The sequence below is a fragment of the Pseudomonas sp. 50_B genome (assembly GCF_017491625.1).
GTDB lineage: Bacteria > Pseudomonadota > Gammaproteobacteria > Pseudomonadales > Pseudomonadaceae > Aquipseudomonas > Aquipseudomonas danubii.
On sequence record NZ_JAFGYX010000011.1, the window covers coordinates 173,194 to 199,316 of the forward strand.

The 26,123-nt window shown below is 62.6% G+C and carries 26 protein-coding genes and 1 tRNA gene; 21 read left to right on the forward strand and 6 right to left on the reverse strand.

Annotated elements, in window-relative coordinates; translation table 11 throughout:
• Positions 1–147: 147 nt before the first annotated feature.
• The 17 genes from J5M73_RS17370 to gspM all read left to right on the forward strand — a co-directional run bounded on the left by J5M73_RS17370 (position 148) and on the right by gspM (position 21,332).
• The gene (locus tag J5M73_RS17370) at positions 148–789 is read left to right on the forward strand and encodes a response regulator transcription factor (protein ID WP_102864813.1); all 642 of its coding nucleotides are present in this window, start codon (positions 148–150) and stop codon (positions 787–789) included.
• Positions 790–820: 31 nt separating this feature from the next.
• A complete protein-coding gene (locus J5M73_RS17375; RefSeq protein ID WP_207166171.1) occupies positions 821–4,471 on the forward strand; it encodes a transporter substrate-binding domain-containing protein in 3,651 nt (1,216 codons plus the stop codon).
• Between the two features lie 140 nt (positions 4,472–4,611).
• Positions 4,612–6,165 carry an N-acetylglucosamine-binding protein GbpA gene (gene gbpA, locus J5M73_RS17380; protein ID WP_102864811.1) on the forward strand — a complete coding sequence of 518 codons (1,554 nt, stop codon included), beginning with the start codon at positions 4,612–4,614 and terminating at the stop codon, positions 6,163–6,165.
• Between the two features lie 180 nt (positions 6,166–6,345).
• Positions 6,346–7,914: an N-acetylglucosamine-binding protein GbpA gene (gene gbpA / locus J5M73_RS17385; protein WP_102864810.1), complete on the forward strand. Its 1,569-nt coding sequence runs from the start codon at positions 6,346–6,348 to the stop codon at positions 7,912–7,914.
• Positions 7,915–8,149: 235 nt separating this feature from the next.
• Positions 8,150–9,706, forward strand: a complete 1,557-nt coding sequence (gbpA, locus tag J5M73_RS17390; RefSeq protein WP_102864809.1) for an N-acetylglucosamine-binding protein GbpA — start codon at positions 8,150–8,152, stop codon at positions 9,704–9,706.
• Between the two features lie 317 nt (positions 9,707–10,023).
• Positions 10,024–11,577, forward strand: coding sequence for an N-acetylglucosamine-binding protein GbpA (gbpA, locus tag J5M73_RS17395; RefSeq protein WP_115580436.1), 1,554 nt, complete (start codon positions 10,024–10,026; stop codon positions 11,575–11,577).
• Between the two features lie 135 nt (positions 11,578–11,712).
• Positions 11,713–12,261, forward strand: coding sequence for a type II secretion system protein N (locus J5M73_RS17400; RefSeq protein WP_207815924.1), 549 nt, complete (start codon positions 11,713–11,715; stop codon positions 12,259–12,261).
• Positions 12,258–14,177 (forward strand): type II secretion system secretin GspD, encoded by a 1,920-nt coding sequence (gene gspD / locus J5M73_RS17405; RefSeq protein WP_207815928.1) that lies wholly within the window; start codon positions 12,258–12,260, stop codon positions 14,175–14,177. Before J5M73_RS17400 ends, gspD begins: the two co-directional genes overlap by 4 nt.
• A complete protein-coding gene (gspE, locus tag J5M73_RS17410; RefSeq protein WP_207815930.1) occupies positions 14,174–15,667 on the forward strand; it encodes a type II secretion system ATPase GspE in 1,494 nt (497 codons plus the stop codon). Before gspD ends, gspE begins: the two co-directional genes overlap by 4 nt.
• 2 nt (positions 15,668–15,669) lie before the next feature.
• A complete protein-coding gene (gene gspF / locus J5M73_RS17415; RefSeq protein ID WP_207815932.1) occupies positions 15,670–16,887 on the forward strand; it encodes a type II secretion system inner membrane protein GspF in 1,218 nt (405 codons plus the stop codon).
• Positions 16,888–16,903: 16 nt separating this feature from the next.
• Complete coding sequence (gene gspG, locus J5M73_RS17420; protein WP_102864804.1) at positions 16,904–17,338, forward strand: type II secretion system major pseudopilin GspG; 435 nt, start codon at positions 16,904–16,906, stop codon at positions 17,336–17,338.
• 3 nt (positions 17,339–17,341) lie between these two features.
• A complete protein-coding gene (gspH, locus tag J5M73_RS17425) occupies positions 17,342–17,836 on the forward strand; it encodes a type II secretion system minor pseudopilin GspH (protein WP_180988617.1) in 495 nt (164 codons plus the stop codon).
• Complete coding sequence (gene gspI, locus J5M73_RS17430) at positions 17,820–18,206, forward strand: type II secretion system minor pseudopilin GspI (RefSeq protein ID WP_240322028.1); 387 nt, start codon at positions 17,820–17,822, stop codon at positions 18,204–18,206. The genes gspH and gspI overlap by 17 nt, the downstream gene beginning before the upstream one ends.
• Positions 18,203–18,802 (forward strand): type II secretion system minor pseudopilin GspJ, encoded by a 600-nt coding sequence (gene gspJ, locus J5M73_RS17435; protein WP_102864802.1) that lies wholly within the window; start codon positions 18,203–18,205, stop codon positions 18,800–18,802. The genes gspI and gspJ overlap by 4 nt, the downstream gene beginning before the upstream one ends.
• Positions 18,795–19,682 carry a type II secretion system minor pseudopilin GspK gene (gene gspK / locus J5M73_RS17440; protein WP_162884070.1) on the forward strand — a complete coding sequence of 296 codons (888 nt, stop codon included), beginning with the start codon at positions 18,795–18,797 and terminating at the stop codon, positions 19,680–19,682. Before gspJ ends, gspK begins: the two co-directional genes overlap by 8 nt.
• Before the next feature lie 6 nt (positions 19,683–19,688).
• Positions 19,689–20,828 carry a type II secretion system protein GspL gene (gene gspL, locus J5M73_RS17445; protein WP_102864801.1) on the forward strand — a complete coding sequence of 380 codons (1,140 nt, stop codon included), beginning with the start codon at positions 19,689–19,691 and terminating at the stop codon, positions 20,826–20,828.
• A gap of 3 nt (positions 20,829–20,831) precedes the next feature.
• On the forward strand, positions 20,832–21,332 hold the full coding sequence (gene gspM, locus J5M73_RS17450; RefSeq protein WP_242553876.1) for a type II secretion system protein GspM: 501 nt from the start codon (positions 20,832–20,834) through the stop codon (positions 21,330–21,332).
• A gap of 76 nt (positions 21,333–21,408) precedes the next feature.
• Here gspM and J5M73_RS17455 read toward each other — a convergent pair whose 3' ends face one another.
• A complete protein-coding gene (locus J5M73_RS17455) occupies positions 21,409–22,080 on the reverse strand; it encodes a Bax inhibitor-1/YccA family protein (RefSeq protein ID WP_011062013.1) in 672 nt (223 codons plus the stop codon).
• A 123-nt stretch (positions 22,081–22,203) separates the two neighbouring features.
• Here J5M73_RS17455 and J5M73_RS17460 point away from each other — a divergent pair.
• Positions 22,204–22,291 (forward strand) — tRNA-Ser (locus tag J5M73_RS17460).
• 274 nt (positions 22,292–22,565) lie between these two features.
• On the forward strand, positions 22,566–22,775 hold the full coding sequence (locus J5M73_RS17465) for a hypothetical protein (protein ID WP_146036428.1): 210 nt from the start codon (positions 22,566–22,568) through the stop codon (positions 22,773–22,775).
• A gap of 20 nt (positions 22,776–22,795) precedes the next feature.
• Here the strand turns inward: J5M73_RS17465 and J5M73_RS17470 are convergent, their stop codons facing one another.
• The 4 genes from J5M73_RS17470 to J5M73_RS17485 form a co-directional block, all read right to left on the reverse strand.
• Complete coding sequence (locus J5M73_RS17470; RefSeq protein ID WP_102864800.1) at positions 22,796–23,236, reverse strand: hypothetical protein; 441 nt, start codon at positions 23,234–23,236, stop codon at positions 22,796–22,798.
• Positions 23,237–23,311: 75 nt separating this feature from the next.
• Entirely contained in the window at positions 23,312–23,581 is a 270-nt protein-coding gene (locus J5M73_RS17475) for a hypothetical protein (RefSeq protein ID WP_102864799.1), read from the reverse strand.
• 6 nt (positions 23,582–23,587) lie between these two features.
• On the reverse strand, positions 23,588–23,869 hold the full coding sequence (locus J5M73_RS17480; RefSeq protein ID WP_102864798.1) for a hypothetical protein: 282 nt from the start codon (positions 23,867–23,869) through the stop codon (positions 23,588–23,590).
• A gap of 66 nt (positions 23,870–23,935) precedes the next feature.
• On the reverse strand, positions 23,936–24,337 hold the full coding sequence (locus tag J5M73_RS17485; RefSeq protein ID WP_180988625.1) for a hypothetical protein: 402 nt from the start codon (positions 24,335–24,337) through the stop codon (positions 23,936–23,938).
• A gap of 86 nt (positions 24,338–24,423) precedes the next feature.
• On the opposite strand from J5M73_RS17485, the gene J5M73_RS17490 reads away from it, so the two are divergent.
• Together J5M73_RS17490 and J5M73_RS17495 are read left to right on the forward strand one after the other, a co-directional pair.
• Entirely contained in the window at positions 24,424–25,137 is a 714-nt protein-coding gene (locus J5M73_RS17490) for an SOS response-associated peptidase family protein (RefSeq protein WP_102864797.1), read from the forward strand.
• 117 nt (positions 25,138–25,254) lie between these two features.
• Positions 25,255–25,578: a DUF2388 domain-containing protein gene (locus tag J5M73_RS17495; protein WP_102864796.1), complete on the forward strand. Its 324-nt coding sequence runs from the start codon at positions 25,255–25,257 to the stop codon at positions 25,576–25,578.
• 120 nt (positions 25,579–25,698) lie between these two features.
• On the opposite strand, the gene J5M73_RS17500 is transcribed toward J5M73_RS17495, so the two are convergent.
• The gene (locus tag J5M73_RS17500; protein WP_102864795.1) at positions 25,699–25,938 is read right to left on the reverse strand and encodes a hypothetical protein; all 240 of its coding nucleotides are present in this window, start codon (positions 25,936–25,938) and stop codon (positions 25,699–25,701) included.
• Positions 25,939–26,123 lie beyond the last annotated feature (185 nt).

Genomic DNA, 26,123 nt, shown 5'->3' on the forward strand with positions numbered 1-26,123 from the left:
TAAAATCCCCCAGACGTCTTTTTGGCGTCAATTTCAGTGATACCCTGCGAATCCTCTGACGACCCCACTAGCAAAATGCCTGCTCCTTTGCGGAAGCTGCGCATTGTTGTGGGCTCATGCCTGTCGAAAAGCCGAGTACAAGAACCCATGCCGATCCGCGTGCAGATAGCCGATGACCATCCCTTGACCCTGATTGGGATTCATACCCTGCTGGAAAACCGCGCCGAACTGGAAATCGTTGCCCAGGCCCACAGCGTGGAAGCCTTGTTGGAAAACCTGCAGCGCCAGCCCTGCGACCTGCTGCTGACCGACCTGATGATGCCCGGTGGCGATCAGGTGGATGGGATTCGTCTGATCAGACGCCTGCGCTCACGCTACCCGGAGCTGGCCATCGTGGTGATCACCATGCTCGACAACCCGGCGCTGATCAGCAGCCTGCTCAAACTCGGAATCCAGGGCCTGGTGAGCAAGCGCGGCTTGCTCAACGACCTGCCCAAGGCGATTGCCGCCCACTCGCGGGCACCTTTCGTGTCGCCGTCGATCCAGCATCTGCTGGACACCAGCACCGCCTTGCATGGCAAGCCGCTGCTGCAGCCCGAGCAGTTGTCGGCCAGAGAGATCGAGGTGCTGCGTCTGTACGGCACCGGCATGAGCATCGGCGCCATCGCCCAGCACCTGTGCCGCAGCAAACAGACCATCAGCACGCAAAAGAGCAGCGCCATGCGCAAGCTTGGCCTGGACACCTCGGCCAGCCTGTTCCTGTACATCCAGGAACACGGCCTGAGCTGAGCGGTCCTCAAAACTCCGGAGCTTCCCCCCTATGCCCCTGATTTCCCGCCCCCCCCAGTTCTGGAGGCTGATCCGTGTCTGCCTGCTGTTCAGCTTCATGGTCCTGGTCAGCCTGTTTTTCAGCCTGCCCGCCCACTGCGCCGAGTCGCAAGAGCCGGGTAATCCGTCATTGGCCCGGCTGCTGGACATGCGCAGCACCCTGCCCCACAAGGTGCTGCGGGTAGCGACCATCGTGCCCCCCGAGCGGCCCCTGGAAAGCGCCGGCAACCAGGTGCTCAAGGTGATCTCCGACGAATACCTCAAGCTCATCGGCAAGCAGCTGGGCCTGCGCTTCGAGTTCGTCGAGCTGGCCTCGCCCCAGGACGCGATCCGCGCCCTGCTCGAACACCGTATCGACCTGCTGCCCCGGGCCACTGCGCTTGAAGCACAGACCCCCGGCCTGTCCCTCAGTCGTCCGTACCTGAACAACCAGCCGATCATCGTCGGGCGCATCAACGACCAGAGCCTGCCACCGGACCTGGAAGACAAGCGGGTGCTGGTGCTGGACAACTACTTGGACCTCAAGATCGTCCGCAAGACCTATCCACGGGCCGACGTCAGCGGCGTGCACACCACCGCCCTGGCCCTTGAGCAACTGGCCGGCAAACAGGCCGACGCCTTTATCAGCGACCGTTTCCGCACCACCCTGTACATGCAGGCCCGCCCCGACCTGCGGCTGCACAGCAAGTTCTATCCACAGTTGCCCGACGCCGGCTTCGCCTTTGCCGTGCGGCGCGAGGATGCCACCCTGCGAGCGCTGATCGACTACGTGCTCAACGCCATTCCCGAGGAGCACAAGCGGCGGATCCAGAACCAGTCGAGCCAGGAGCCCTTTCCCTTCGCGCCGACCGAGTCGTTTTCCCTGACCCCCAGCGAACTGAACTGGCTCACCGCGCACCGGCAGATCAATCTGCTGGCGGAGGAAGCGCCGCCCTACATCTACCGCAATGCCGAGGGCCAGTGGGCCGGACTGAGCATCGATATCCTGCGCACCCTGGCCGACTCGTTCCGCCTGCAGCTCAACATTCAGCCCAGTCGCTCCAGGACCGATGACCTGGAACAACTGGCCGCCGGCAACGCCGATCTGACCACCCGCGACCTGGGCCTGCCCGGCAATGCCAGGGGCATCGGCCTGAGCCAGAGCTACGGCACTCGCAACTGGGCCTTTGTGGTGCGTCATGGCGACAGTTCTCCCAGTTCCCTGGACGCGATGCTCGGGCGACACCTGGCGCTACCGCGCAATCACCCGCTGCTCGAACACCTGAAACAGCGCTACCCGGACATCCATCTGGTGCTCACCGAGGATCATCGCCAGGCCCTGAACCTGGTGCTGCAACGTCAGGTCGACGCCACCCTGGACACCCCGGTGGGCACCGAGGCGCTGTCCGGTTCAGGACTGCAGTTCGGCCTGGCCTTCGACGCCCTGCCCACGCCCCACCGCTTTGCCGCGGCCCCAGGTGCCAGGGAGTTGCTGAGCGTGCTCGACAAGCTGCTGGACTCCATGGCCAGGAACCCGCAAAGCGACATCCAACTGATTGCCGAACAACATTCCAGCGCCGCGCTCTGGAGCTGGGTCGCCGAGCAGGCCTGGCATGTGGGCGTGGTGATCCTGATCATCTTCGTGCTGTCGCTGATCTGGAACTGGCGCCTGAAGATCCAGGTGCGGGAAACCATCTGCGTGCAGACCCGCCTGCAGGACAAGCTGGCCTTCCAGTTCTCCCTGCTCAACGGCCTGCCGACGCCGCTGTATGTCTGCGACCTGAATGGCCGGTTGAGCACCTGCAACCGCGCCTATGAGGAGTTCTTCGCCACCTCCCAGGAGCAGGTCGAGGGCTGCCTGCCTACCGAGCAGCCGAACATGCCGCGCGACTTCGCCGAGGTGCTGCAAGAGGAGCATCAACTGCTGCTGGCCAATCACCGGCCACGCTTTCTCGACACCAGCCTGTGGATCAAGGAGCAGCAGTACTGCCTCTATCAGTGGCTGGTGCCGTTCTACAACGCCCGCGGGGTCCTGCAGGGGCTGCTGGGGGGCTGGCTGGACATCTCCGAGCGCAAGAACCTGGAACTCAAATTGCGCGAAGCCAAGCAGGTTGCGCAAAAAGCCAGTGCCGCCAAGAGCGAGTTCCTCGCCTCCATGAGCCACGAACTGCGCACCCCGCTCAATGCCCTGGTCGGTCTGCTGGAACTGGAAACCAGCGCCAGCCAGGCGCCGTCGCACAACCTGCGGGTGGCCCAGCAATCGGCGACCTCGATGATCGACCTGATCGGCAACATCCTGGATCTGGACAAAATAGAGAGTGGCCTGATGCAACTGGCACCCCACCCCACCGCCCTGGAACCCCTGCTCGCCAACGGCCTGGGACTGTTTGCCGTGCAAGCCCGGGAGAAACGCCTGCAACTGAACTTCGACTATCAGGCCAGCCCCAACCGGCTGTACTGGGTCGACTCGCTACGCCTGCAGCAGATCCTGCACAACCTCTTGAGCAATGCCTTGAAGTTCACCGACCGCGGCCACATCCAGGTCACCCTGCGCGAAACCCATGTGCAGGACAGCAACAGCCTGCTGACCCTGAGCGTGCGCGATACCGGCATCGGCATTCCCCTGGCCAACCAGGCGGGGATTTTCGAGCCCTATCGCCAGGCCACCGCGCGCACCGCCCACCTGTACGGCGGCTCGGGCCTGGGCCTGAGCATCTGCCACCAGCTGGTGCAACTGATGGGCGGCCGCATCTGGCTGGAAAGCGAACCCGGACAAGGCTGCTGCATCCACGTCGAACTGCCGGTGAGCTGGCAGACGGCAAACGCGGAAGTGGCGGAAAAGCCGGAAGTGCCGCCGATCACCGGCAAAGCCTTGCGGGTGCTGGTGGTGGACGACGTCTCCACCAACGGCCTGGTGCTGACCCTGCAGCTGGAGCGCATCGGTCACGTGGCCGAACACGTCAGCAGTGGCGAAGAAGCCCTGCAGCTGCTGCGCCACCGCCACTACGACGTGTTGATCAGCGACTGCAACATGCCGGGCATGGACGGCTACAGCCTGGCCCGTGCGGTGCGTGAGGCCGAACAACAGAGCGGGGCCAAGCCGCGGCTGATCGTCGGCTATACCGCCAGCGCCCTGAGCAACGAAGCGACCCAATGCTCCAACGCCGGGATGAACGATCTGATGATCAAGCCGGTGACCCTGGCCCGGCTGCAGGAAGTCCTGGGCAGTCACAGCGGTGCCGGCGAAGAGCGGGTGCGCGCCTTCGACATCGACCACCTCAGGGACCTGGGGGAAAACAGTCCGACCCTGCATCGGCGCATCCTCAACGAACTGACCAAGAACCTGCAGCAGGAAATCGCCGAACTGCGCACCTGCGTCCTGGCCAATACCCCGCATCTGATCAACGACCTGACCCATCGCCTGAGCGGCGTGGCCTGCCTGATCAACGCCCAGGAAATGGCCAGAACCTGCGAGGCCCTGAGAAAGGTCGACGTGACCCATCTGCCGTCCGTGCGCAACTGCCAGCAAGCGCTGCTCAGCGCTATGGAGCAGGTTTACCAACAAGCCAGGCAGCAGCTCGCCAGCCTGCGCGAGCCGCCGCCACAGCCCACCGATACACCGCCCGAGGCGCTCCAAACGCAATCTAGTACCCGTCCCATATAGCCCTGATACAGCGCACCCTATCCTGCCCGTTGCTTTCGGAGAGGGGGGTGCCAGACAGAGGCGCCAGTACGACCGAAAGTGGCTCCCCCCTCACTTGATTGCCTGTTGAATCCATTAAAAAACCAACTAAGGATCAAGAGATGATCTCGCTACAGCGTGCGCGTACCTTTCTCAAGCTGCCCCTGGCTCTAGCCATCGGCCTGGCCTCGATCACGGCTCAGCAAGCCGCTGCTCACGGCTACATTGAGAGTCCGGCATCGCGCGTGTTCCTGTGCAACAAAGGCCAAAACACAGGTTGCGGCGTTGCCACCTACGTGCCTCAGGGCATCGAGTACTTCGCCTCCACTGGGTACGGCCACACCAGCTACCCGAGCAACGCACAAGCCTGTGATGGCGACTTCCGCACCTGCGGTCCGGCCAACGGCCGAATCGCGTCTGCCGGCCTGGGCAGCTTCGGCAAACTGGACGAGCAAACCACCAGTCGCTGGAAGAAGAACACCATCAAACCCGGCCCGAACACCTTCACTTGGCACTACACCGCCTATCACAAGACCCGCAATTACCAGTTCTACATCACCAAAAAGGACTGGAACCCGAACCAGCCGCTGACCCGCGACTCCTTCGAGATGACACCTCTTCTCGACGAACCGTGGGGCGGTCGCATGCCGAACGCAAAAACCCGACACACCGTGAATATCCCTGCCGACCGTAGCGGCTATCACGTATTGCTCGCTGTCTGGAAAGTCGATGACAACCGCAACTCCTTCTACCAGGTGGTGGACCTGAACATCGACAACCCGGGGGCGGCTAGCCAGCCGGACCCCGTCGCGGAGTCGGCCTGGACCGATATCGGTTCGGTGCAGCCCGAAGCACTGGGAGTCGGCGACAAGGTCAGGACCCGGGTCTTTACCGCGCAAGGCGAACAACTGGCCAAACAGGTGACCCTGGACATTACCTCGGCCGCCATGGCGGACAAGAACACCTGGACCCGGGAACTGGCGAAGAAGGTCAACGCCGCCAACCTCGGCTACCAGATGGGTGATCTGAACGCCAAGGACCAAGTGGTTGCCGTACTGGGCAAGAACACCATCTTCGCCAAGAAAGACAGCGGCATCACCAGCGTGCTGATCGACAGGACCCTGGCCGTCAGCCCAACCGAACTGAAAATCGCCGGACTGCAAGCGCAGTACCCGATCAAGGATGGCCAGGTCGAGCTGCAAGTGAAGGCCAGCCTTGAGGCCACGGACCCAAGCGACAGCTACTTCCTGTCCATGGAGATCTATGACGCAGCAGGCAAGCGCGTCCAGGTGGCATACGGCGATGTCGGCAGCCTCAACCCGCAGTTCTCGACGACGCTCAAAGACATCAACCCCGGCCAATACGACCTGGTCATCGTGTCCAGCTCCAAGAAAGGCCACCTGTTGCAGAAGACCGCCAGCTTCAAGGTCACGCCTGAGGTCGTCGAGCAGAAGCCGGAAAATCCGGAGGATGTCAGCGCCCAGTATGACTACGTCTTCCCTCAGGGACTGCAGTCCTACAAGGCCGGAACGCTGGTTCTGCAACCCAAGGACGGCCAGGTCTATGAATGCAAGCCGCTGCCGTTCAGCAGCTACTGCAAGCAGTTCACGACCGGCATGAACGTGTTCGAACCAGGTGTCGGCAGCTCCTGGGAATGGGGCTGGATACGCCGTTAAACCCGGTGCTTCAAAGCCTTGAGCGTGGCGCGCAAGCGCCACCTGCTCTTGACCGGCTGTAGCGGCCGCCAACGCAATGGGAACTGACACTCGTGTTCAGGCCAGGCGGCAGCACAGCAACCTCTCCCCTTTTTGACTACCCAGTGACACTCACTATTTCAAGGTAAGGATCAATACCAGATGGTTACCTCACAAAGAGCTCGCACCCACCTTAAACTGCCTCTGGTCATCGCCATGGGCATGGCGGCTCTGGCTTCGCAACAGGCAGGTGCACACGGCTACATCGAAAGCCCGAAATCCCGGGCCTTCCTGTGCAGCAATGCCGGTGGCAACCTGAACAAGGACTGCGGCAGCGCAACGTATGAACCGCAGAGCATCGAGTACCTGACAGGCGGCAGCCGCGCGGACTTCCCACGCGCCGGGCAGTCCTGCCACGGCGCCTTTACCCAATGCGGCCCAGCCAACGGCACCATCGCCGCGGGTGGACTGGCCGCCTTTGCCAAGCTCAACGAACAAACCTCCACGCGCTGGAAAAAAGTCACCGTCAAGCCTGGGCTGAACACCTTCGACTGGCGCTACACCGCGGCACACGCCACGCGCAACTGGCAGTTCTACATCACCAAGAAGAACTGGAACCCCAACCAGCCATTGACTCGCGACTCGTTCGAGTCAACGCCGTTGCTCACCGATACCTGGAACAACACCATGCCGGCCAAGGCCGGGGGTAAAACCAGCCACAAGGTGAACATCCCGGCTGATCGCAGCGGCTATCACATCGTCCTGGCTACCTGGATGGTGGCTGACAACAGCAACACCTTCTATCAAGTGGTGGACCTGAACATCGATAACGCCGGCGCGCCTGCCAAGCCCGAGGCCGAAGTCGCGAAGTCGATCTGGACCGATATCGGTTCGGTGCAGCCCGAGGCACTGGGAGTCGGCGACAAGGTCAGGACCCGGGTCTTTACCGCGCAAGGCGAACAACTGGCCAAACAGGTGACCCTGGACATTACCTCGGCCGCCATGGCGGACAAGAACACCTGGACCCGGGAACTGGCGAAGAAGGTCAACGCCGCCAACCTCGGCTACCAGATGGGTGATCTGAACGCCAAGGACCAGGTGGTTGCGGTACTGGGCAAGAACACCATCTTCGCCAAGAAAGACAGCGGCATCACCAGCGTCCTGGTGGACCGCACCCTTGCCGAGCGCACCACTGAACTGAGCGTTCTGAGCCTGCATAAGGAGTACCCGATCAAGAACGGCCAGGTCGAGCTGCACCTCAATGCCGTGCTCGAACACACCGACCCGAACGACAGTTACTTCGTGTCCCTGGAAATCTATGACGCAGCAGGCAAGCGTATCCAGCAGGCATACGGCGATGTCGGCAACCTCGCCCCCCACTTCGCCACCACGCTGAAGGACATCCAGCCCGGCCAATACGACCTGGTCATTGTGGCCAGCTCCAAGAAAGGCCGCCTGTTGCAGAAGACCGCCAGCTTCAAGGTCACGCCCGAGGTCGTCGAGCAGAAGCCGGAAAATCCGGCCGACGTCAGCGCCCAGTACGACTACGTCTTCCCTCAGGGACTGCAGTCCTACCAGGCCGGAACGCTGGTTCTGCAACCCAAGGACGGCCAGGTCTATGAATGCAAGCCGCTGCCTTCCAGCAGCTACTGCAAGCAGTGGACGAGCAACATGAACGTGTTCGAGCCGGGCGTCGGCAGTGCCTGGGAATGGGGCTGGACGCGCCAGTAAACACTGATTGCCAACCCCTTGAACGTGGCGCCCCGGCGCCACGTTTTTCTGCTCCCTCTGTAGCCCCAGTCCTGCCCGCACACTCTCGTACTGGTCCCATTCAAGCGCCGAAGACGGCCTCTTACTCTGGCCACGGCCATCGAGCACTGACCATCCCCCGCCTAGCTCACTGCGAGTAACCGCACTGTCAATCGATGCCTGTTGACCCCAATAACGCACAACCAAGGATTAAGCGATGATCACGCTGCACAAAGCCCGTTCATTCCTCAAACTTCCTCTGGCAATGGCCATCAGCATGGCCGCGCTCAGCGCACAACAAGCGGCCGCGCACGGCTATATCGAAAACCCCAAGTCCCGCTCGTACATGTGTAGCGCCAAGGGCGGCAACCTGAACACCAACTGCGGCCCGGTAGCCTACGAGCCACAGAGCGTCGAATACCTGGCCAACGCCAGCCGCGACGGTTTCCCCAGCACCGCCCAAGCCTGCCACGGTGAGTTCACCCGCTGCGGCCCAGCCAACGGCACCATTGCCGCCGGTGGCCTGCGCCATTTCGCCAAACTCAACGAACAGACCGCCAGCCGCTGGACCAAGATGAGCATCAAGCCCGGGCTGAACACCTTCGACTGGCGCTACACCGCGGTACACGCCACCCGCAACTGGCAGTTCTACATCACCAAGAAAGACTGGAACCCCAACCAGCCACTGACCCGTGATTCGTTCGAAGCGGCGCCGCTGCTGACCGACAACTGGAACAACACCCTGCCGACCAAGACCGGCGGCCTCACCAGCCACAAGGTCAACATTCCGGCCGACCGCAGCGGCTACCACATCGTCCTGGCCACCTGGATGGTGAGCGACAACACCAACACCTTCTATCAGGTGGTGGACGTGAACATCGAGAACAGCGAAGTCGCGCCGTCGAGCTGGAAGAACATCGGTGCCGTTCAACCCGAGGCCCTGAGCATCGGCGACAAGGTCATGACCAGGGTGTTCAACGACCAGGGCGAACTGTCGGCCAAGCAGGTCACCCTGAACATCGACAGCGCGGAACTGGCCAAGGAAAGCAACTGGCCCAAGGCGCTGGCGGAAAAGGTCAACCAGGCCAAGCTCGGCTACCAGATCGGCGAACTCAACGACAAGGACCAGGTGGTGCCGCAGTTCGGCAAGAACAGCATCTTTGTCAACAAGAACAGCGATATCAACAGCGTGCTGATCGCCAAGGAACAAGCCGCCAAGCCAGCTGAACTCAAGGTCTCCGGCATGCAGTCCGAGTACAGCCTGAAGGACGGCAAGGTCGACCTGCACTTCAACGCCATCGCTCTGAACGGCGACTTCACCATCACCGCCAGCGTGGTCAATGCCAAGGGCGAAACCGTTGCTCACCAGCAAGCCGACAGTGGCAACAATACGCCGCACTTCAGCCTCGCGCTCAAAGGCGTGACAGCGGGCCAGTACGATCTGGTGGTGGTGGCCAAGTCGAAGAAAGGCGAGCTGCTGCAAGAGACCATCAGCTTCAAGCTCAAGGCCGAGCCAGAGGTTGAGGAAACCCCGGGCGGCGGTGGCAACGAGGGCGGCACCACTCCCGAGACGCCGGCCAAGTACGACCACGTGTTCCCTGAAGGCCTGAAATCCTACAAGGCCGGCACCCTGGTGCTGCAGCCCAAGAACGGCAAGACCTACCAGTGCAAGCCGTTCCCGTACAGCGGCTACTGCGTGCAGTGGAAGGCCGGCGTGACCCAGTACGAACCCGGCACCGGCTCTCACTGGCAGATGGCCTGGATCCTCAAGTAACCCGGCAACTCCCCAGTTGCTCCTTGGGGCGTGACGCGCAAGCGTCACGCTCATTTTTTTATCCGGCCGGCGCGCTTTTGCACGCCTGCAAAGGCCCGTCAGACGGGTCGCACCGATCCGCCAAGAGTCCAGCAAAAGCTTGTTCTAGAGCCCTTTGACTCTCGTACTCGTCCCATGGGAACACCCGGAAGCAGCACGTAGCCTGTGCTCGCTGGCAAGGCTGCCGGAACAGCGGACCTCCAAGGTGTCCCATTCCCCCATCACCGGCTCCTCGCAGCGCTTCAACACTCATTTTTCAATTGCTCAAGGCATACAGCATGATCAACTCCAACCGGACTCGCTCCTTCCTCAAACTGCCGATCGTCATCGCCATGGCGACGGCGGGACTGGCCGCCCAGCAAGCCTCGGCCCACGGTTACATCGAAAGCCCCAAGTCCCGCGCCTTCATGTGCAGTTCCGATGGCGGCAGACTGAACGTCAACTGCGGTCCAGTGATGTACGAGCCACAAAGCACCGAGTACATCGGCGTGCCCGGCCGTAACGATCTCGAGCACTTTCCAAGCAACGCCCAGGCCTGCACCGGCGACTTCAAGGTATGCGGCCCGGCTAACGGCACCATCGCCGCCGGCGGCCTGGTGCGTTTCTCCCCGATCAACGAGCAGAGTGCTACCCGCTGGGCCAAGACCACCATCAAGCCGGGCCCGCAGAACTTCACCTGGCACTACAAAGCCGGTCACGCCACCCGCTACTGGCAGTTCTACATCACCAAAAAAGACTGGAACCCGAACCAGCCACTGACCCGCGACTCGTTCGAGATGACCCCGCTGCTGGATCAGCCATGGCCGTCCGGCACCGTCCCAGCCCCGTCCGAAGGCAAAACCCATCACACCGTGGACATCCCGTCTGATCGCTCCGGTTACCACGTGCTGCTGGCCACCTGGAAAGTCAACGACACCGACGCCACCTTCTACAGCGTGGTCGACCTGAACATCGACAATGGCGCGGTCATCCCGTCGAACTGGAACACCGTGGGCGCGGTACAACCTGAAGCCCTGAGCATCGGCGACAAGGTCAAGACTCGCGTCTTCAACGCACAGGGCGAGCTCCACGCCAAGCAAGTGGTGCTGAACATCGATAGCGCCGAACTGGCCAAGGCCGACGTCTGGCCGCGCGAGCTGGCGAAGAAGGTCAATGCCGCCAAGCAGGGCTACCAGATGGGCCTGCTCAACGACAAGGACGAAGTGGTGCCGAACTTCGGCAGGAACGAAATCCTGGTCAAGAAAGGCAGCGACATCGTCAACGTGATGATCGACAAGGAACAGGCCGCCAAACCGGGCGAGCTGTCCATCACCGGCATGCAGTCCGAATACACCCTGAAAGACGGCAAGACCGAACTGCACTTCAACGCCATCGCCAAGAACGGCGACTACACCGTGAAGGCCACCGTATTCAACGCCAAAGGCGAAAGCGTGACCTTCCAGCAAGCGCCGGCCGGCAACACCCCGCACTTCTCCATGCCGCTGAACAATGTCAGCCCCGGGGTCTACGACCTGGTGGTCGTGGCCACCTCGAAGAAAGGCGAAGTGCTGCAAAAGTCCGCCCGCTTCACCCTCAAGGCCGAAGCCGGCGGTGGTGAAGGTGGCAACGAAGGCGGCAACGGCGGTGAAGGCGGCGCCAAGTACGACTACGTGTTCCCCAATGGCCTGAAATCCTACAAGGCCGGCACCGTGGTCCTGCAACCCAAGGACGGCAAGACCTATGAGTGCAAGCCTGGCGCCGTCGCCGGCTGGTGCACCCAGTGGACCAGCGGCTCCAACGCCTACGAGCCGGGCGTAGGTTTCGCCTGGCAGTCGGCCTGGAACGCCAAGTAAGTCATAGCGTCAACCACCCGAGCGTGGCGCCACGGCGCCACGCTCCTTGTTAGCGGTCAAGCCCCCCATGAGCTCAACCCCCTATTCAAGAACCCTGCTCTGGCAGGGTGAAAACCTGCCGAGGCGCCTGTGCTTATGAGCGCCCTTCGCCCCTCGCTTCGCGCTGGCCTGCTGGTCGGCGCCTTGTCGTTTCTGGCGGCCTGGCTGGCGTGGCTGGCGTACGGCAGCTGGCAGTTCCGGCAAAGCCTGAACCCGGCGAGCCTGCAGGCGCCCGCCGTGGTGCCGGCGGCCCCCCGGTCCCAGCCCGACCCGCAAGCCATCGCCCGGCTGTTCGGCGTCCAGTTGCAAGAGCACCCAAGCGACCTGCCCCGGGTGCCGCTGAGCCTGCTGGCCAGCCTGGTGGCCGCTCACCCGGAGCAGTCCCGGGCCCTGATCGAATCGCCGGAAGGCAGCCGCTTCTATGGCATCGGCGAGCCCCTGCCGGGCGGGGGCAGCCTGCGTCAGATCGGCACCGACCAAGTGCGAGTGCAACGCTTTGGCGAGGAACTGATCCTGAGCCTGCCCCAGCACGCAACGCCGTTGCTGACCCCGCAGGCAGAGGACGCCGCCGCGGCCCAACCCCATCCACAGCCAGGCAGCGGGAGCCTGCTGCAACCGTCTGTGCAATCCCCTGGAGCATCATGAATCGAGCCTTTATCGCCGGGTCCCTGCTGACCCTGGGCACCCTAATCAATCCCGTGTACGCCACGGAAAAAGCCGCCGCGGCCCAGCAATGGACCCTGAACATGAAGGACGCCGAGCTGCGCGACCTGGTCAACGAAGTGGGCCAGATCACCGGCAAGACGATGATTCTGGACCCTCGCCTGAACGGCAAGGTCACGGTGCAATCGAGCACCGCCATGGATCAGCAGGGCATCTACTCGCTGTTTCTCACCGCCCTGCGCAGCCAGGGTTTTGTCGCCATGGACCAGGGCGACCGGGTGCTGATCCTGCCGGTGGCCGAAGCCAAGACCAAGGCCCACGCCGAGCCCAGCGGCGCCAGCGAAGAGTTCGTGACCCAGGTCATCGAACTGAACAATGCCAACGCCAGCGAAGTGGCCAGCGCGGTGCGCCCGCTGGTGGCCGCGGACGCCTACATGGCGCCCTCCACCACCTCCAATGCCCTGGTGATTTCCGACAGCGCCAACAACGTCGAGCGGGTGCGCCTGGTGATCAACGAGCTGGATAACGCCGGTGGCCGGCAGTTCAGCATCGTGCAGCTCAAGCACGCCTGGGCCACCGAAGTGGCCAAGACCCTGACCGACAGCCTGGCCGACAGCAACAGTGCGATGACCAGCGCCAAGGCCATTGGCGACTCGCGCAGCAACCGCCTGATCCTGGTGGGCCCGGCGCCGGTCCGCCAGCAGATGCAGCGTCTGGCACAGAGCCTGGATGTGCCGACCAATGTCGGCGACACCGCGCGGGTGCGCCGGCTCAACCACAGCGATGCGAAGAAGCTCGAAGAACTGCTCAGCGGCATTGGCAAGCGCATGGAGTCCGGCAACCGTGGCGGCGACAGCCAGAAACCCGACAGCCCGGTGCTGGTCAGCGCCGACACCAGCCAGAACGCCCTGGTGCTGATGGCCTCGCCGGCCCAGCTGGCGACCTTCGAAAGCATCATCAACGAGCTGGACCGGCCCCGGGCCCAGGTGCTGGTGGAAGCGGCGATCGTCGAAGTCAGCGGCGACATCAACCAGGCCCTCGGCGTGCAATGGGCCGGCAACCGCGGCAAGCTGTCCGCCGCCGCCAACTTCAATAGCGCCGGCCTGTCCATCGGCACCCTGCTCAACAGCCTGCAGGACGAAAAGCGCCCGAACCTGCCCGATGGCGCGATCATCGGCATCGGCGGCAGCAACTTCGGCGCGCTGATCACCGCCCTGTCCAGCGACTCCAACAACAACCTGCTGTCCACCCCGAGCCTGCTGACCCTGGACAACGAGGCGGCGGAAATCCTCGTCGGCCAGAACGTGCCGTTCCAGACCGGCTCCTACACCACCGACACCGCCGGCGCCAGCAACCCCTTCACCACGGTGGAGCGCAAGGATGTGGGGATCACCCTCAAGGTCACGCCACATATCAATGAAGGCAACTTCCTGCGCCTGAATGTCGAGCAGGAAAGCTCCGAGCTGGCCGCCGCGCCGCCGGGCATCAACACCAGCGACGTGATCACCAACAAGCGCTCGGTCAAGAGCACCATCCTGGCCAACGACGGGCAGATCATCGTCCTCGGCGGGCTGATCAAGGACAACGTCAAGGTCCAGGTCAGCAAGGTGCCGCTGCTGGGGGACATTCCCTGGGTCGGCCGCCTGTTCAGCAGCAGCAAGGAAGTCAACGAGAAGACCAACCTGATGGTGTTCCTGCGTCCGACCCTGCTGCGCAACGCCGCCAGCACCGAGCAGATGAGCCAGCACAAGTACAACAACATGCGCTCGCTGCGCAGCCCGGACGGCAAGACCGGCGGCCAGTTGCCTGCCGACGCCCACCGCCTGTTCGACGCCCAGCGCGATGGCGATGCAGGCCTGATCGACATGCGCGCCCCCGGCGCCCAGCGCCAGCCATGATCGCCACCCACGAAGACGCGCGTCTGGCCTTTGCCTACGCGCGCCGCCACGGCGTGGTGCTGGACCATCAGGCAGACGGCGCGGTGCTGTATTGCCGCGCCAGTACGCCGCTGTCGGTGGTGGCCGAAGTGCGCCGTTTCAACGGCGCGTTGCTGCGCAGCCAGGTGCTGGACGACGAAGCCTTCGCCCAGCGCCTGGCCGCTCACTACCGCGACGGACAGAACGGCGCCAAGCAGGTGGCCGACGGCCTGGGCGAGCAGTTCGACGAAGAGTTCGATCTCAACAGCCTGGCCGAGCAACTGCCCAAGACCACTGACCTGCTGGAACAGGAGGATGACGCGCCGATCATCCGCCTGATCAACGCGATCCTCAGCGAGGCGGTCAAGAGCAAGGCCTCCGACGTGCACCTGGAAGCCTTCGAAGAACACCTGTCGGTGCGCCTGCGGGTCGACGGCCTGCTGCGTGAAGTGCTGCGCCCGCGCCGCGAGCTGGCGACCCTGCTGGTGTCGCGGATCAAGGTCATGGCCAAGCTGGACATCGCCGAGAAGCGTATTCCCCAGGACGGCCGGATCGCCTTGCGCATCGCCGGCCACGAGGTGGATGTGCGGGTTTCGACCCTGCCCTCCAGTCATGGCGAACGGGTGGTGATGCGCCTCCTGGACAAACAGGCCGGGCGCCTCGACCTGAGCCACCTGGGGATGAATGAGACGGTGCGCCAGCGCCTGGAAATCGCCCTGCACAAACCCCACGGTATTCTCCTGGTCACCGGCCCCACCGGCTCCGGCAAGACCACCACGCTGTATGCCGGGCTGGCCAGCCTCAACAGCCTGGAACGCAACATCCTGACCATCGAGGACCCGGTGGAGTACCACCTGACCGGGATCGGTCAGACCCAGGTCAACGCCAAGGTCGACATGACTTTCGCCCGGGGCTTGCGGGCCATCCTGCGTCAGGACCCGGACGTGGTGATGGTGGGCGAGATCCGCGACCGCGAAACCGCGGAAATCGCCGTGCAGGCGTCCCTCACCGGACACCTGGTGCTCTCGACCCTGCACACAAACAGCGCCATCGGCGCGGTGACCCGGCTGGTGGACATGGGCATCGAACCCTTCCTGCTCTGCACCTCACTGCTGGGGGTGTTGTCCCAGCGCCTGGTGCGCCTGCTGTGCCCGGAGTGCAAGGAGTCCCACAGCGCCGATGCCGCCGCCTGCGAACGCCTGGGGCTGAGCGCCGACGCCGCGCCGCTGCTGTACCGGCCCAAGGGCTGCAGCGCCTGCCAGCACTCGGGGTATCGCGGGCGCCGGGGCATCTATGAACTGGTGCTGTTCGACGACACCTTGCGCCAGCTGATCCACACCGGCGCCGGCGAGTACCAACTGCTGGAGCATGCGCGCCAGCACAGCGCCAGCCTGTTCGACGACGGCCAGGCCATGGTGTTGCAGGGGCAGACCAGCCTGGAAGAACTGCTACGCGTGACCCAGAGGGACTGATCATGGCCGCTTACGAATACCTGGCCATGTGCGCCGCCGGCAAAAAATCCACCGGCGTGGTGGAAGCCGACAGCCCGCGCCATGCCCGGCAACTGTTGCGCGAGCGCCAGCTGGTGATCCTCAAGGTCAGCGCCGCGCAGAGCAAGCGCGTGCGTGGCAAAGGCTTGCTGCAGGTGTCCGGCGGCGGCTTGAGCAGCGCCGAACTGGCCTTGCTCACCCGCCAGTTGTCGACCCTGGTCCAAGCCGCCCTGCCCCTGGAGGAGGTGCTGGCCGCGGTCGCCGCGCAGTGCGAGAAACAGCGGATCAAGAGCATGCTCCTGGCCATCCGCTCCCGGGTCCTGGAGGGCTATAGCCTGGCGGTGGCCCTGGCGGCCTACCCGCGGGCCTTCCCGGATCTGTACCGGGCCACGGTGGCCGCCGGCGAACGCTCCGGACACCTGGGTCAGGTGCTGATGAACCTGGCCGACTACACCGAAGCCCAGCAAGCGGCCCGTCAGCAGATCCAGCTGGCCATGCTCTACCCGAGCATCCTGATGCTGGCGGCCGTCAGCATCGTCGGCTTCCTGCTGGGCTTCGTGGTGCCCGACGTGGTCAAGGTGTTCATCGACAGTGGCCAGGAACTGCCGCTGCTGACCCGGGGCCTGATCGCCAGCAGCGCCTTCCTGCAGGACTATGGCCTGCTCATGCTGCTGCTGGTGGCGGCCCTGGTACTGGCCGCCCGCGCCGCCGTCCGCAACCCGGCCACCCGCGAGCGCTGGCATGCCCTGGTGCTGCAACTGCCGCTGCTGGGCCGGCTGATCCGGGCCAGCAACTGCACGCGGTTTGTCAGCACCCTGGCGATTCTTGGACGCAGCGGCGTGCCACTGCTGGACGCCCTGTCCATCGCCAGCGAAGTGGTGGCCAATCAGAAAATTCGTACCGGTCTGAAAGACATCGTCCGGGGGGTGCGCGAAGGTATCAGCCTCACCCGAGCCCTGGAACTCAACGGCAGTTTCCCGCCGATGATGCTCTACATGATCGCCAGCGGTGAACGCTCCGGCGAGCTGGACAGCATGCTCGAACGCGCCGCCAAGCAGCAGGAAGAACAACTGGCCAACCGCATTGCCTTGCTGGTGGGCCTGTTCGAACCGGCGATGCTGGTGTTCATGGGCGCCTCGGTGCTGATCATCGTGCTGGCGATCCTGATGCCGATCCTCAGCCTGAACCAATTGATTACCTGAATGCGGAACCCCCTACGTGCAGACTCAGAACAAACAACGCGGTTTTACCCTGATTGAAATCATGGTGGTGGTGGTCATTCTCGGGGTCCTCGCGGCCCTGGTGGTGCCGCAGATCATGAGCCGTCCCGACCAGGCCAAGGGCGCCGCCGCCCAGAGCGATATCAAGGCCATTGCCATGGCCCTGGACATCTACAAGCTCGACAACCATCAGTACCCCAGCAGCCAGCAAGGGCTCGAAGCCCTGGTCAGCAAGCCCAGCGGCAACCCGCCGGCACGCAACTGGAACCCCGACGGCTACCTCAAGCGCCTGCCCATCGATCCCTGGGGCAATGCCTACCAATACCGCGTGCCAGGCGCCCGCGGTACGGGCTATGACCTGTTCTCCTTTGGCGCCGACGGCAAGCTCGGCGGCGACGGCCTGAACGCCGAGATCGGCAACTGGGACCGCTGAGCGGTGCAACGCTCCCACGCCAAGGGCTTCACTCTGGTCGAAGTACTGGTGGTGGTGCTGATCATCGCCCTGTCCGCGGGCATGATCGGCCTGATCAACCCCGACTCCGCCAGCCGCCAGGCGCGCCGTGAAGGCGATCGTCTGCTGGCGCTGCTGCAACTGCTGCGCCAGCAGGCGGTGTTGAGCAACAGCGACTACGGCCTGCGCATCGAACCCGACGCCTACTCCGTGCTGCGCCTGGATGAACAGGGACAGTGGCTGGCCGACCGCGACTGGCGGGCCCAGAGCCTGCCCGACAACCTGCGCCTGCGCCTTGAGGTTGCCGAAGCCGGCCCGGCCCTGGGCCAGGCGGTTAGTCGCAGGGCCCTGCCCCAACTGCTGGTGCTGTCCAGCGATGAAACCAGCGCCTTCACCCTGTGGATCGAGCACCGCAACACTCCGTTGCTGACCCTGTCCAGCGATGGCATACAGGAGCCCCGACTTGAAACCGCGAACTGAGCGGGGTTTTACCCTGCTGGAAGTGATGGTGGCACTGGCGATTTTCGCCACGGTGTCGATTGCGCTGTTCAGTGCGATCCAGCATGTGGCCATCAACAGCGGCAATCTGGCCGAACGCACCCAAGCCACTTGGATTGCCGACAACTACCTCAATGAACTGCGCAGCGGCATGCAGCCGCGCACCCTTGGGCGCCAGCAACGGCAGGTCGAGTTTGGCGGGCGCAACTGGTGGCTGTTCAGCGAGATCGAGGCGGCCCCGGACTCGCGGTTGCTCAAGGTCAGCCTGCGGGTCTCGGCCGAGCAAGACCCGCAACGGGCCCGGCAATACAGCCGCGCGCAGCTGCTGGGTTACGTCGAGGCCAACCCATGAACCAGCGCGGTTTCACCTTGCTGGAAGTGGTGGTGGCCATCGCCATCTTCAGCCTCCTGGGATTGGCGACCTATCAGTTGCTGGATCGGGTGATGCGCAGCGACCAGCGCATCCAGACCCAGGAACAGCAGTTGCGCCACCTGCAACGGGCCCTGAGTCTGCTGGAGCGTGATCTGGTGCAAGTGCAGCGTCACGCCCTCAAGGACGACCACAGCCATAGCCAGGCGCTGATCAGCCAGCACCAGGGGCTGCGCCTGCTGCGCGGCGGCTGGCGCAACCCCCTGGACGCTCCGCGCAGCGATCTGTTGCAGGTCAACCATCGCTTGAGCGACGGCGAGTGGATTCGCGAAACCTGGGGCCTGGAACGAGACAGCCCTAGCCAGGTGCAACCCTTGCTCAGTGGGGTCGAGCTGGTCCACTTGCGCTTCATCGACGCCCTGGGCCTGCCCCATGACAGCTGGCCCATCGGCAGCGAGGCCCTGAGCCTGCCGGCCGCCGTGGACATTGAGCTGAGCGCGCCCGGCTTCCCGCATATCCGCCGGGTCATTCTGCTGCCCGGCGGCGCCGAAGTGGACGAGGACACCCCCCGTGAATAAGCCTCGTGCACAGCGCGGCGTTGCCTTGCTCAGCGTGTTGCTGATCACCGCGCTGGTGACCCTGGTGGTGAGCAATATGCTCGCCCGCCAGCGGCTCAGCCTCGCCAGCAGCAGCCACCTGGTGCAACACCAGCAGCTCTGGCAACTGGCCCTGAGTGGCGAAAGCTGGGCCCGTAGCCAGTTGCAGGAAGATGCCCGCAGCGAAGGCGGCCTGCTGGTGACCCATCTGGGCCAGCATTGGGCCCGACCGGCCCCGGCGTTCCCGATCGAAGGGGGCAGGATGGCGATCCAGATCGTCGATCTGGGCGCGCGCTTCAATCTCAACAGCGCGCTGGTGCAGGACGATGTCATCCCCCGTGCCCGCTACCAGCGGCTGCTGGCCCTGGCCCAGATCAAGCCCCACGACCCGGCGGCGCTGTCGCGCCCTCTTGATCGCCTGGGCCGCCCATTACCCCTGAGCGACATCAGCGAGCTGCGACAATTGCCGGAAGTCGATCGCGCCACCCTGCAACGCCTGTCGCCACTGGTCGCGGCCTATGAACAAGCCCACATCAACCTCAATACCGCCAGCGCCCTGGTGCTGGCCAGCATCGAAGGCATCGACCTGCCGACCGCCCAGACCCTGGCCCAATCGCGCCCGAGCAAGGGCTATCCCACGGTCGCCGCGTTCCTCGCCAACCCCATGCTCCAGGGCCGGGACATTACCCCTCGCGGGCTGAGCGTCAACAGTCGCCAGTTCCGCGCCACCATCGACGTTGAACTGCATGGCCGACGCCTGCGCCTGGTCAGCGACCTGCGCGTCATGAACGCTGAACAGGTCCGGGTGCAACAGCGCACGCTGCTCCCCGGACCGTCCAACGCCCATCTGCTTACCGAGTAACCATTGATGAGCCATTGGCTTTACCTTTCGCCCCATACCACCGGCGACACCCCGTGGCGTTGCCACTGGTGGTCAGCCGGCAGCACGCCCCAGCAAGGCAGCCTGGAACAGGCCGCCGAACAGCTTCGCGAGCATGGATTTGTCCTGCTGCTGCCGATGGAAATGGCCAGTTTTCATCAAGTCAGCGTCCCGGCGCGCAGCGGTCGCTGGTTGCGCCAGGCGCTGCACAGTGCCCTGGAAGAACACCTGATCGACGACGTCGAGCACTTGCACATGGCCCATGGCCCATTGCGCGAGCGACGTCACTGCTCGGTGCTGGTCATCAATCGCGAGCGCCTGCAGCGTTGCCTCAAGCGCCTGGCCGAACACGGACTGCACCCGGCGCGCATGCACATCGATGCCGACTGCCTGCCCCAGGACCGGCCACGAGCCCTGGCCTGGGACGGCCGCTGGCTGTTGGGCGGCAGCGCCCCACTGCGCCTGACCCTCAGCGACCAGGAGCTCGGCGACCTGAGCCGGTTGGTGCCGGACGGGCTGCTGTGGCAAGGCGCCCAGGCCCCGGGCATCGACGGCCTGGAACCGCAGCACTGGCAGGTCGAAGAGCAGCCTTGGCAAGTGCTCAGCCAGGGCAGCCTGCAGGCAATCGACCTGTGCCAGGGCCAATTCCAGCGCCGCACCCGTAAAGCGAAGCCCTGGCGCCTGACGCTACTGGTGCTGGCGATTGCCGGCGGCGCCCATCTGTTGCAGAACATCGGGCACCGGCTGTACCTGGAGCAACGCAGCGACCAGTTGCACGCCGCCAGTCAGAGTCTGTGGCAAGAGCGCTTTGCCGATGAACCGGTTACCGCCGATCTGGCGCGTCAGGTGCGGCTCAAGCAACGCCAACAGGTGCAGGAAACACCGGGCGTAGCCCTGCGTCTGTCGCAACTGGCGGAGCAATGGGTCGCCAGTGGCGGCGCGCTGTCGATGATCCAGCGTCTGGATTACCAGGCCGAGGAAGGCTGGAGCCTGCAAGTGAGCGCCCCGGCCTTTGCCGATCTGCAAATGCTGCGCGAGGGCCTGATCAACCAGGGCCTGAGCGTCAGCACCGACTCATCCGTGCGGGACGCTCAAGGCGTCTCCGCGCGTTTTCAAATCAAGGAGTAAGACGTGAATCCATCCAGCGCCACGACTCCGACCAGAACCGCCCTGGCGAACCCACTCCGACAACGCTGGCAGCGTCTGGCAAAGCGCGAACAACGGGCGGTACAAGCCCTGGTGGTCTTCGCTGGCCTGACCAGCCTCTATCTACTCTGGCAACCGCAACAACAGGCTCTGGCCCTGGCCGAGCAACGCTATACCGAGGAAACGCAATTGCTTTTAGATCTACAACGGCTGCCCGTCAGCACTTCCGCACTTCGTGGCCCAGTCATTTCCGGTGATGCCCTGCCGGGCATGCTGGCACGCTCCAGCAGCCAGGCCGGGCTCAACCTGGAACGCATGGACCAGGAGGATGAAGGACGGGTCAACCTCAGTCTGGAGGGGCCTCTCAACGGCCTGATCACCTGGATCGACCAGTTGGAGCAGCAGCAAGTCGCCGTGCTGTCGTTCTCCATCGAGGTCAACAAGGACGCCATGGCCAGCGCACGCTTGCAGCTGCACAGCCCTTGAAACCTTGTCACGCTTGAAACCTGGACAACAAAAAGCCCGCCGAAGCGGGCTTTTTTTATTGGCTCAACAACCGGATTCAGTCATCGCGGCCCATGATGCCGAACAGCTGCAGCAGGCTGACGAACAGGTTGTAGATCGATACATACAGGCTGATGGTGGCCATGATGTAGTTGCGTTCGCCGCCATGGATGATGGCGCTGGTCTGGAACAGGATGCACACCGAGGAGAACAGCACGAAACCGGCGCTAATCGCCAACTGCAGACCGCTGATCTGGAAGAACAGGCTGGCCAGCACGGCGCCCATCAACACGAAGAAACCAGCGGTGATGAAACCACCGAGGAAGCTCATGTCCTTGCGGGTGATCAGCACATAGGCCGACAGACCACCAAACACCAGCGCCGTCATGGCGAAGGCCGAGCTAACGACTTCAGCGCCGCCCTGCATGCCCAGGTAACGGTTGAGGATCGGGCCGAGCAAAAAGCCCATGAAGCCGGTCAGGGCGAACGCCGAGACCAGGCCCCAGGCCGAGTCACGGAGTTTGTTGGTGAGGAAGAACAGACCGTAAAAGCCGATCAGCACCACGAAGATGTTCGGGTAACCGACCCGCATCTGCTGCGCCACATAAGCCATGACACCGCTGAACGCGAGGGTCAGGGCCAGCAAGCCATAAGTGTTGCGCAGGACGCGGCTAACCTCTAGCTGCTCGGCCTGCACGCCGTTGTTAACTGCGTAATCCTGTTCGCGCATGGCGACACTCCTGTTGGGGGAAACATTTAGTGGCAAGGATGATAACAGAGGCTCTGTAACTCGCGATGCAGAGAGTTTGACAGTGTGTTTCATTCGGGTATTATGGCGCCCGCAATGCGATCTGGAGGTGTGGCCGAGTGGTTTAAGGCAGCGGTCTTGAAAACCGCCGACTGTAACAGGTCCTAGAGTTCGAATCTCTACGCCTCCGCCAAATCTCAACGAGAAAGCCCTGATTTTTCAGGGCTTTTTTGTGTCTGGGGGATTTTACTCCTGACCTCGCCACGTCGACCCAGCTCAAGCATTTTTGGACGCGTCCGAATACTTTGCTCTTTTTGAGAGGCTTTCGCCTCAATCCAATGCAACCGCAATATGCCGATTGTGCATACTGCTGTAGCCCGTCTCCGGCGTTCTGCCGACCGTACACCACCCCTATCCCCTAAAGTTCGTCGGCGCAAATCGCGCCTGGCTCAAGCCTCGATTACTGTATGCACACACAGCATTGGATTCGAGGTAGTACCGTGCACACCGAAGACGACACAGCCGATTGGCTGGGCATTCCTTCGCCCCTTGAAACCTGCAAGCAGCACATCCTGTTGCTGGAGAACGAAATCGCGGAGCTGACCCGCCTACTGCGCGAAAGCCGGCACAACGTCTTCAAGCTCGTAGAGATGCACTCGCAGGTAGCCAAAGAATGAGATGTACTGGCCGGGGCGATTCAGAACTCCTTTTCTTCCGGTTGCTGGTCACTCTCCTGAGGCTGTTTGGAATCTGCCCGGTATGAAACCAGTGCCATAAAAATCTTCATTGACTCCAGTCCTGCCATCCCCCCCGCCAACTCAACAGGCGGCGCATCAACATCTGGCGACTCCTGTTGTCGCTGTAAGCGCTCCTGAGCCTCCAACTTCCGAACGCTCTCGCGGTAATCCTTGTAATCGAGCGCATAAGGTGCCGACATCATACAAACCTGCATAGCTGCCAGCCCAGCAACCCCGCCCGCCAACAGATTGGCCCAAAAGATAGGAATGCGGCCACGGAAACGAATGATAAGCATTGTGACCATAACCCCAACCCAGACAAACAGCTGAAATGGGATAGAAACTATTGCAAGTGACTCCCAAACCTCCCAATTGAGCAACATCCACAACGTCTGTAACACCGATAACTCTCCAGAATCTCAAAGCCAAAGAAACCCAGAGTCCGCTGGATTTACTTTTCAACCGAGCAGCAAACTTCAGTAGACGTTCATCTCAAAGGGCACGTACTGGGTTTTGATCTTGTTGAAATAGAAGGCCATTTCAAATGGCTTTTGCTTTGACAAAGTCCACGCTCGGGAGGAGCTTTTCAGCGCAGCTTCAGACGACTCCAGTTCAGGCTGCAAAGTGCGCATAACGGCGTAGGTCGAGCACATCATGAGACGAAGTTCGGGATCGTCCTTTGCTCCCTTGCTACCCAGGAACTTGGCATTGCCTACCTTCCCAACACTGTTGATTTCAACAAACATCTCCAGCTAGGCCCCCTTCAAGCTCAAGGTTTGGTAAATCACCTCACCATTCTTCATGGCTTGGGCCTTACCAAACGCAACGCCTGAACACTGCGGAACCTCCTTGAATCTCTTTTTCATTCCAGACTCAAGTTCCTTCGAAGTCAGAGGCAAGCCGCCGGCAGGCTTAGCCTCGTCTTTTTTCGAATCCCAGTCCTCCGGGATCAAATACTCGACTTCATCCTTTGCCGCGAATGCAGGCACCACTTGCGCAGCCAGAAGAGCGCACACAGCTAAACGACCGATCATTCCTTTTGACCTCCTTCCAATGGACCGCGGATCGTAGCGCATCTTCAGAGCAGGCATCACCCGCTTTCAGCGCAAGGCGCTAGCGAAGGCCGCACTGAGAATACCCTTCACGTCAGAGCTAGAGTCCTGCAGCGCATCAGCCATGTAGTTGTCACGTGGCTTGATGCGCCACTCCCCCGCTGCACGCTCGGCTATAGCCGCACGCGCGCCAGCAGCTCGCCGGTTGGACTTTCCTTTGCCTGTTCCTGGCGCCAGCTTGCCCAGACGCCTGCCGCGCTTCACCCCGTAGTGCAGGTACGCCGGGTAAAACTCAGCCATGGCCGCAGTTTTCCGGGGTGCGATTTTCACCAGGAAGCCCGATCGGAACACCTTGAAGGCAATCGACTCGACGCGGTACCACCACGCTGGCGCATAGAGGGCCCCGTCAACCTCCTCAACGCCATTGATGTCCAAGCCAAACTGCGCCATGCCAAATCTCTTCACCACTGAGCGCGCTGATGAATAGAAGCCCACAGGCGGCGCTATGCTTACGCTCCTAGCGTGAGGGCACAGCAATGTGCGGAAGACTTTCTCAGTATCGCGGTATCCACGACTTCGTCGCTGCCCTGAGCATGCCAGGGGCACTGGTCAACAGCGTTGGCGACCAGCCCCTGGGGCGCTACAACGCAGCGCCGACAATGCAGCTTGCCCTCTTCCATGTTGCCGGCGAAGCGTTGCATGCCGACGCCGTGCGCTGGGGCTGGCGGCCGCACTGGGCGGATGATCGCGCAACCCCGGTCAATGCCCGGGTCGAAAAAGTGGCCCACGGTCCGTTCTTCCGCCAGATCTGGCCGCAACGAGCCCTATGCCCGATCGACAACTGGTTCGAGTGGGTGGATGAAGGCGGCGCGAAGAAGCAGCCCTACCTGATCCGGCACCGCGACGGCTCCCCCATCCTCTGTGCCTCGATCGGACAACTTCCGGATCCAAAGCGAGGCCGCGCAGAGCACGACGGCTTTGTGATCATCACTGCCGACGCCCAAGGTGGCATGGTCGATATTCACGACCGCCGGCCGGTGGTCCTGGCGCCGGAGCAGGCCCGGGAATGGCTCGATCCGGCCACGCCGAAGGAGCGCGCCGAACAGATGGCCTTGCACCAGGGTGAGCCCGCCGACGCCTTCGAATGGTTCAAAGTCAGCACCGCCATCGGCAACGTCAGGAACCACGGGGCGGAACTGATAGAGCCTACGACCAAACCCGCCGGGGGCGATGTGGTGAACAACGGCTGATGATTGACAGGCCTCCGTATCGAGCCCGGCCCGGCACCGGGATTCTTCTATCTATACAGCGACCCACCTTGGTATCGTTGCACCACTATTCGGCAGGCAGCAAGGAAGCGGTGAGGAATGCATAAATGGAAAACTCTAGTGTTCGTTATCCTGGCATTGACCGGTGCTCAAGCCGCGGCGGAAAACAAGGGCTCCTATCAAAACTCGATGATGATGATAACGCTGGCTCCAACCTTGCTTCTTTCAGGAACAACCGGACTATCTGAGCTGGCGGTGAAGCAATTCCAGCCTGCCAAGGCTGATGCACTGGCATTCGTAGGCTCAGATGGCGAGATTCGCGGCGCTCAATTCGAGCAAGCCGTTCGCTACTACCACTCGGCCTATGGCCCGCCGTACATGACCGACGAACAACTGGCCCTGGCAATCGCTACTACGCTCTGAAGTCTGTTCTCTTGGCATAACGTGCAGCGGCACAGGACTTCATCAAAGTCATGCCTGAAATAAAATCAGCCTCCCCACAGCACTTTCCTCAAGTTCCAGCGGACGGTTAGCCAAGCCGCGTTAGCGTAATTCAGCAGGCGCCTTCATGAGTTCTGTCAGTGGCCGAACAGGATTGGCCTGCACGCGTTCAAAAAGAGGCGGGGTTTTACCTTCCATTCGATAGATGCACGCCTTGATCAGCCGCCCCTGTCTCTTGTCCTTCGGTAACTCAACAAAATGCCCGAATTTGCAGTGTTCTTCGTTGACGACATAGGCGGGATCCTCCGCCCAGAGCGAGAGAACCATCATTAGCAGAAACATTGATTGCAGTCCTTGGCGACACTTTGGGCCGGCTGTCTAACAGGCGTCGGATTCAACGGCAACCCTGCTCCCATCTTTGCGCATACAGGGCTCCCGTCGACCTGCCCAACGGACAGAATGCTGGACTTGGAATCGGCAGCCCTTATCATGCGGCGCTCTACTCGGCCCTCAGGGAAATAGACGCT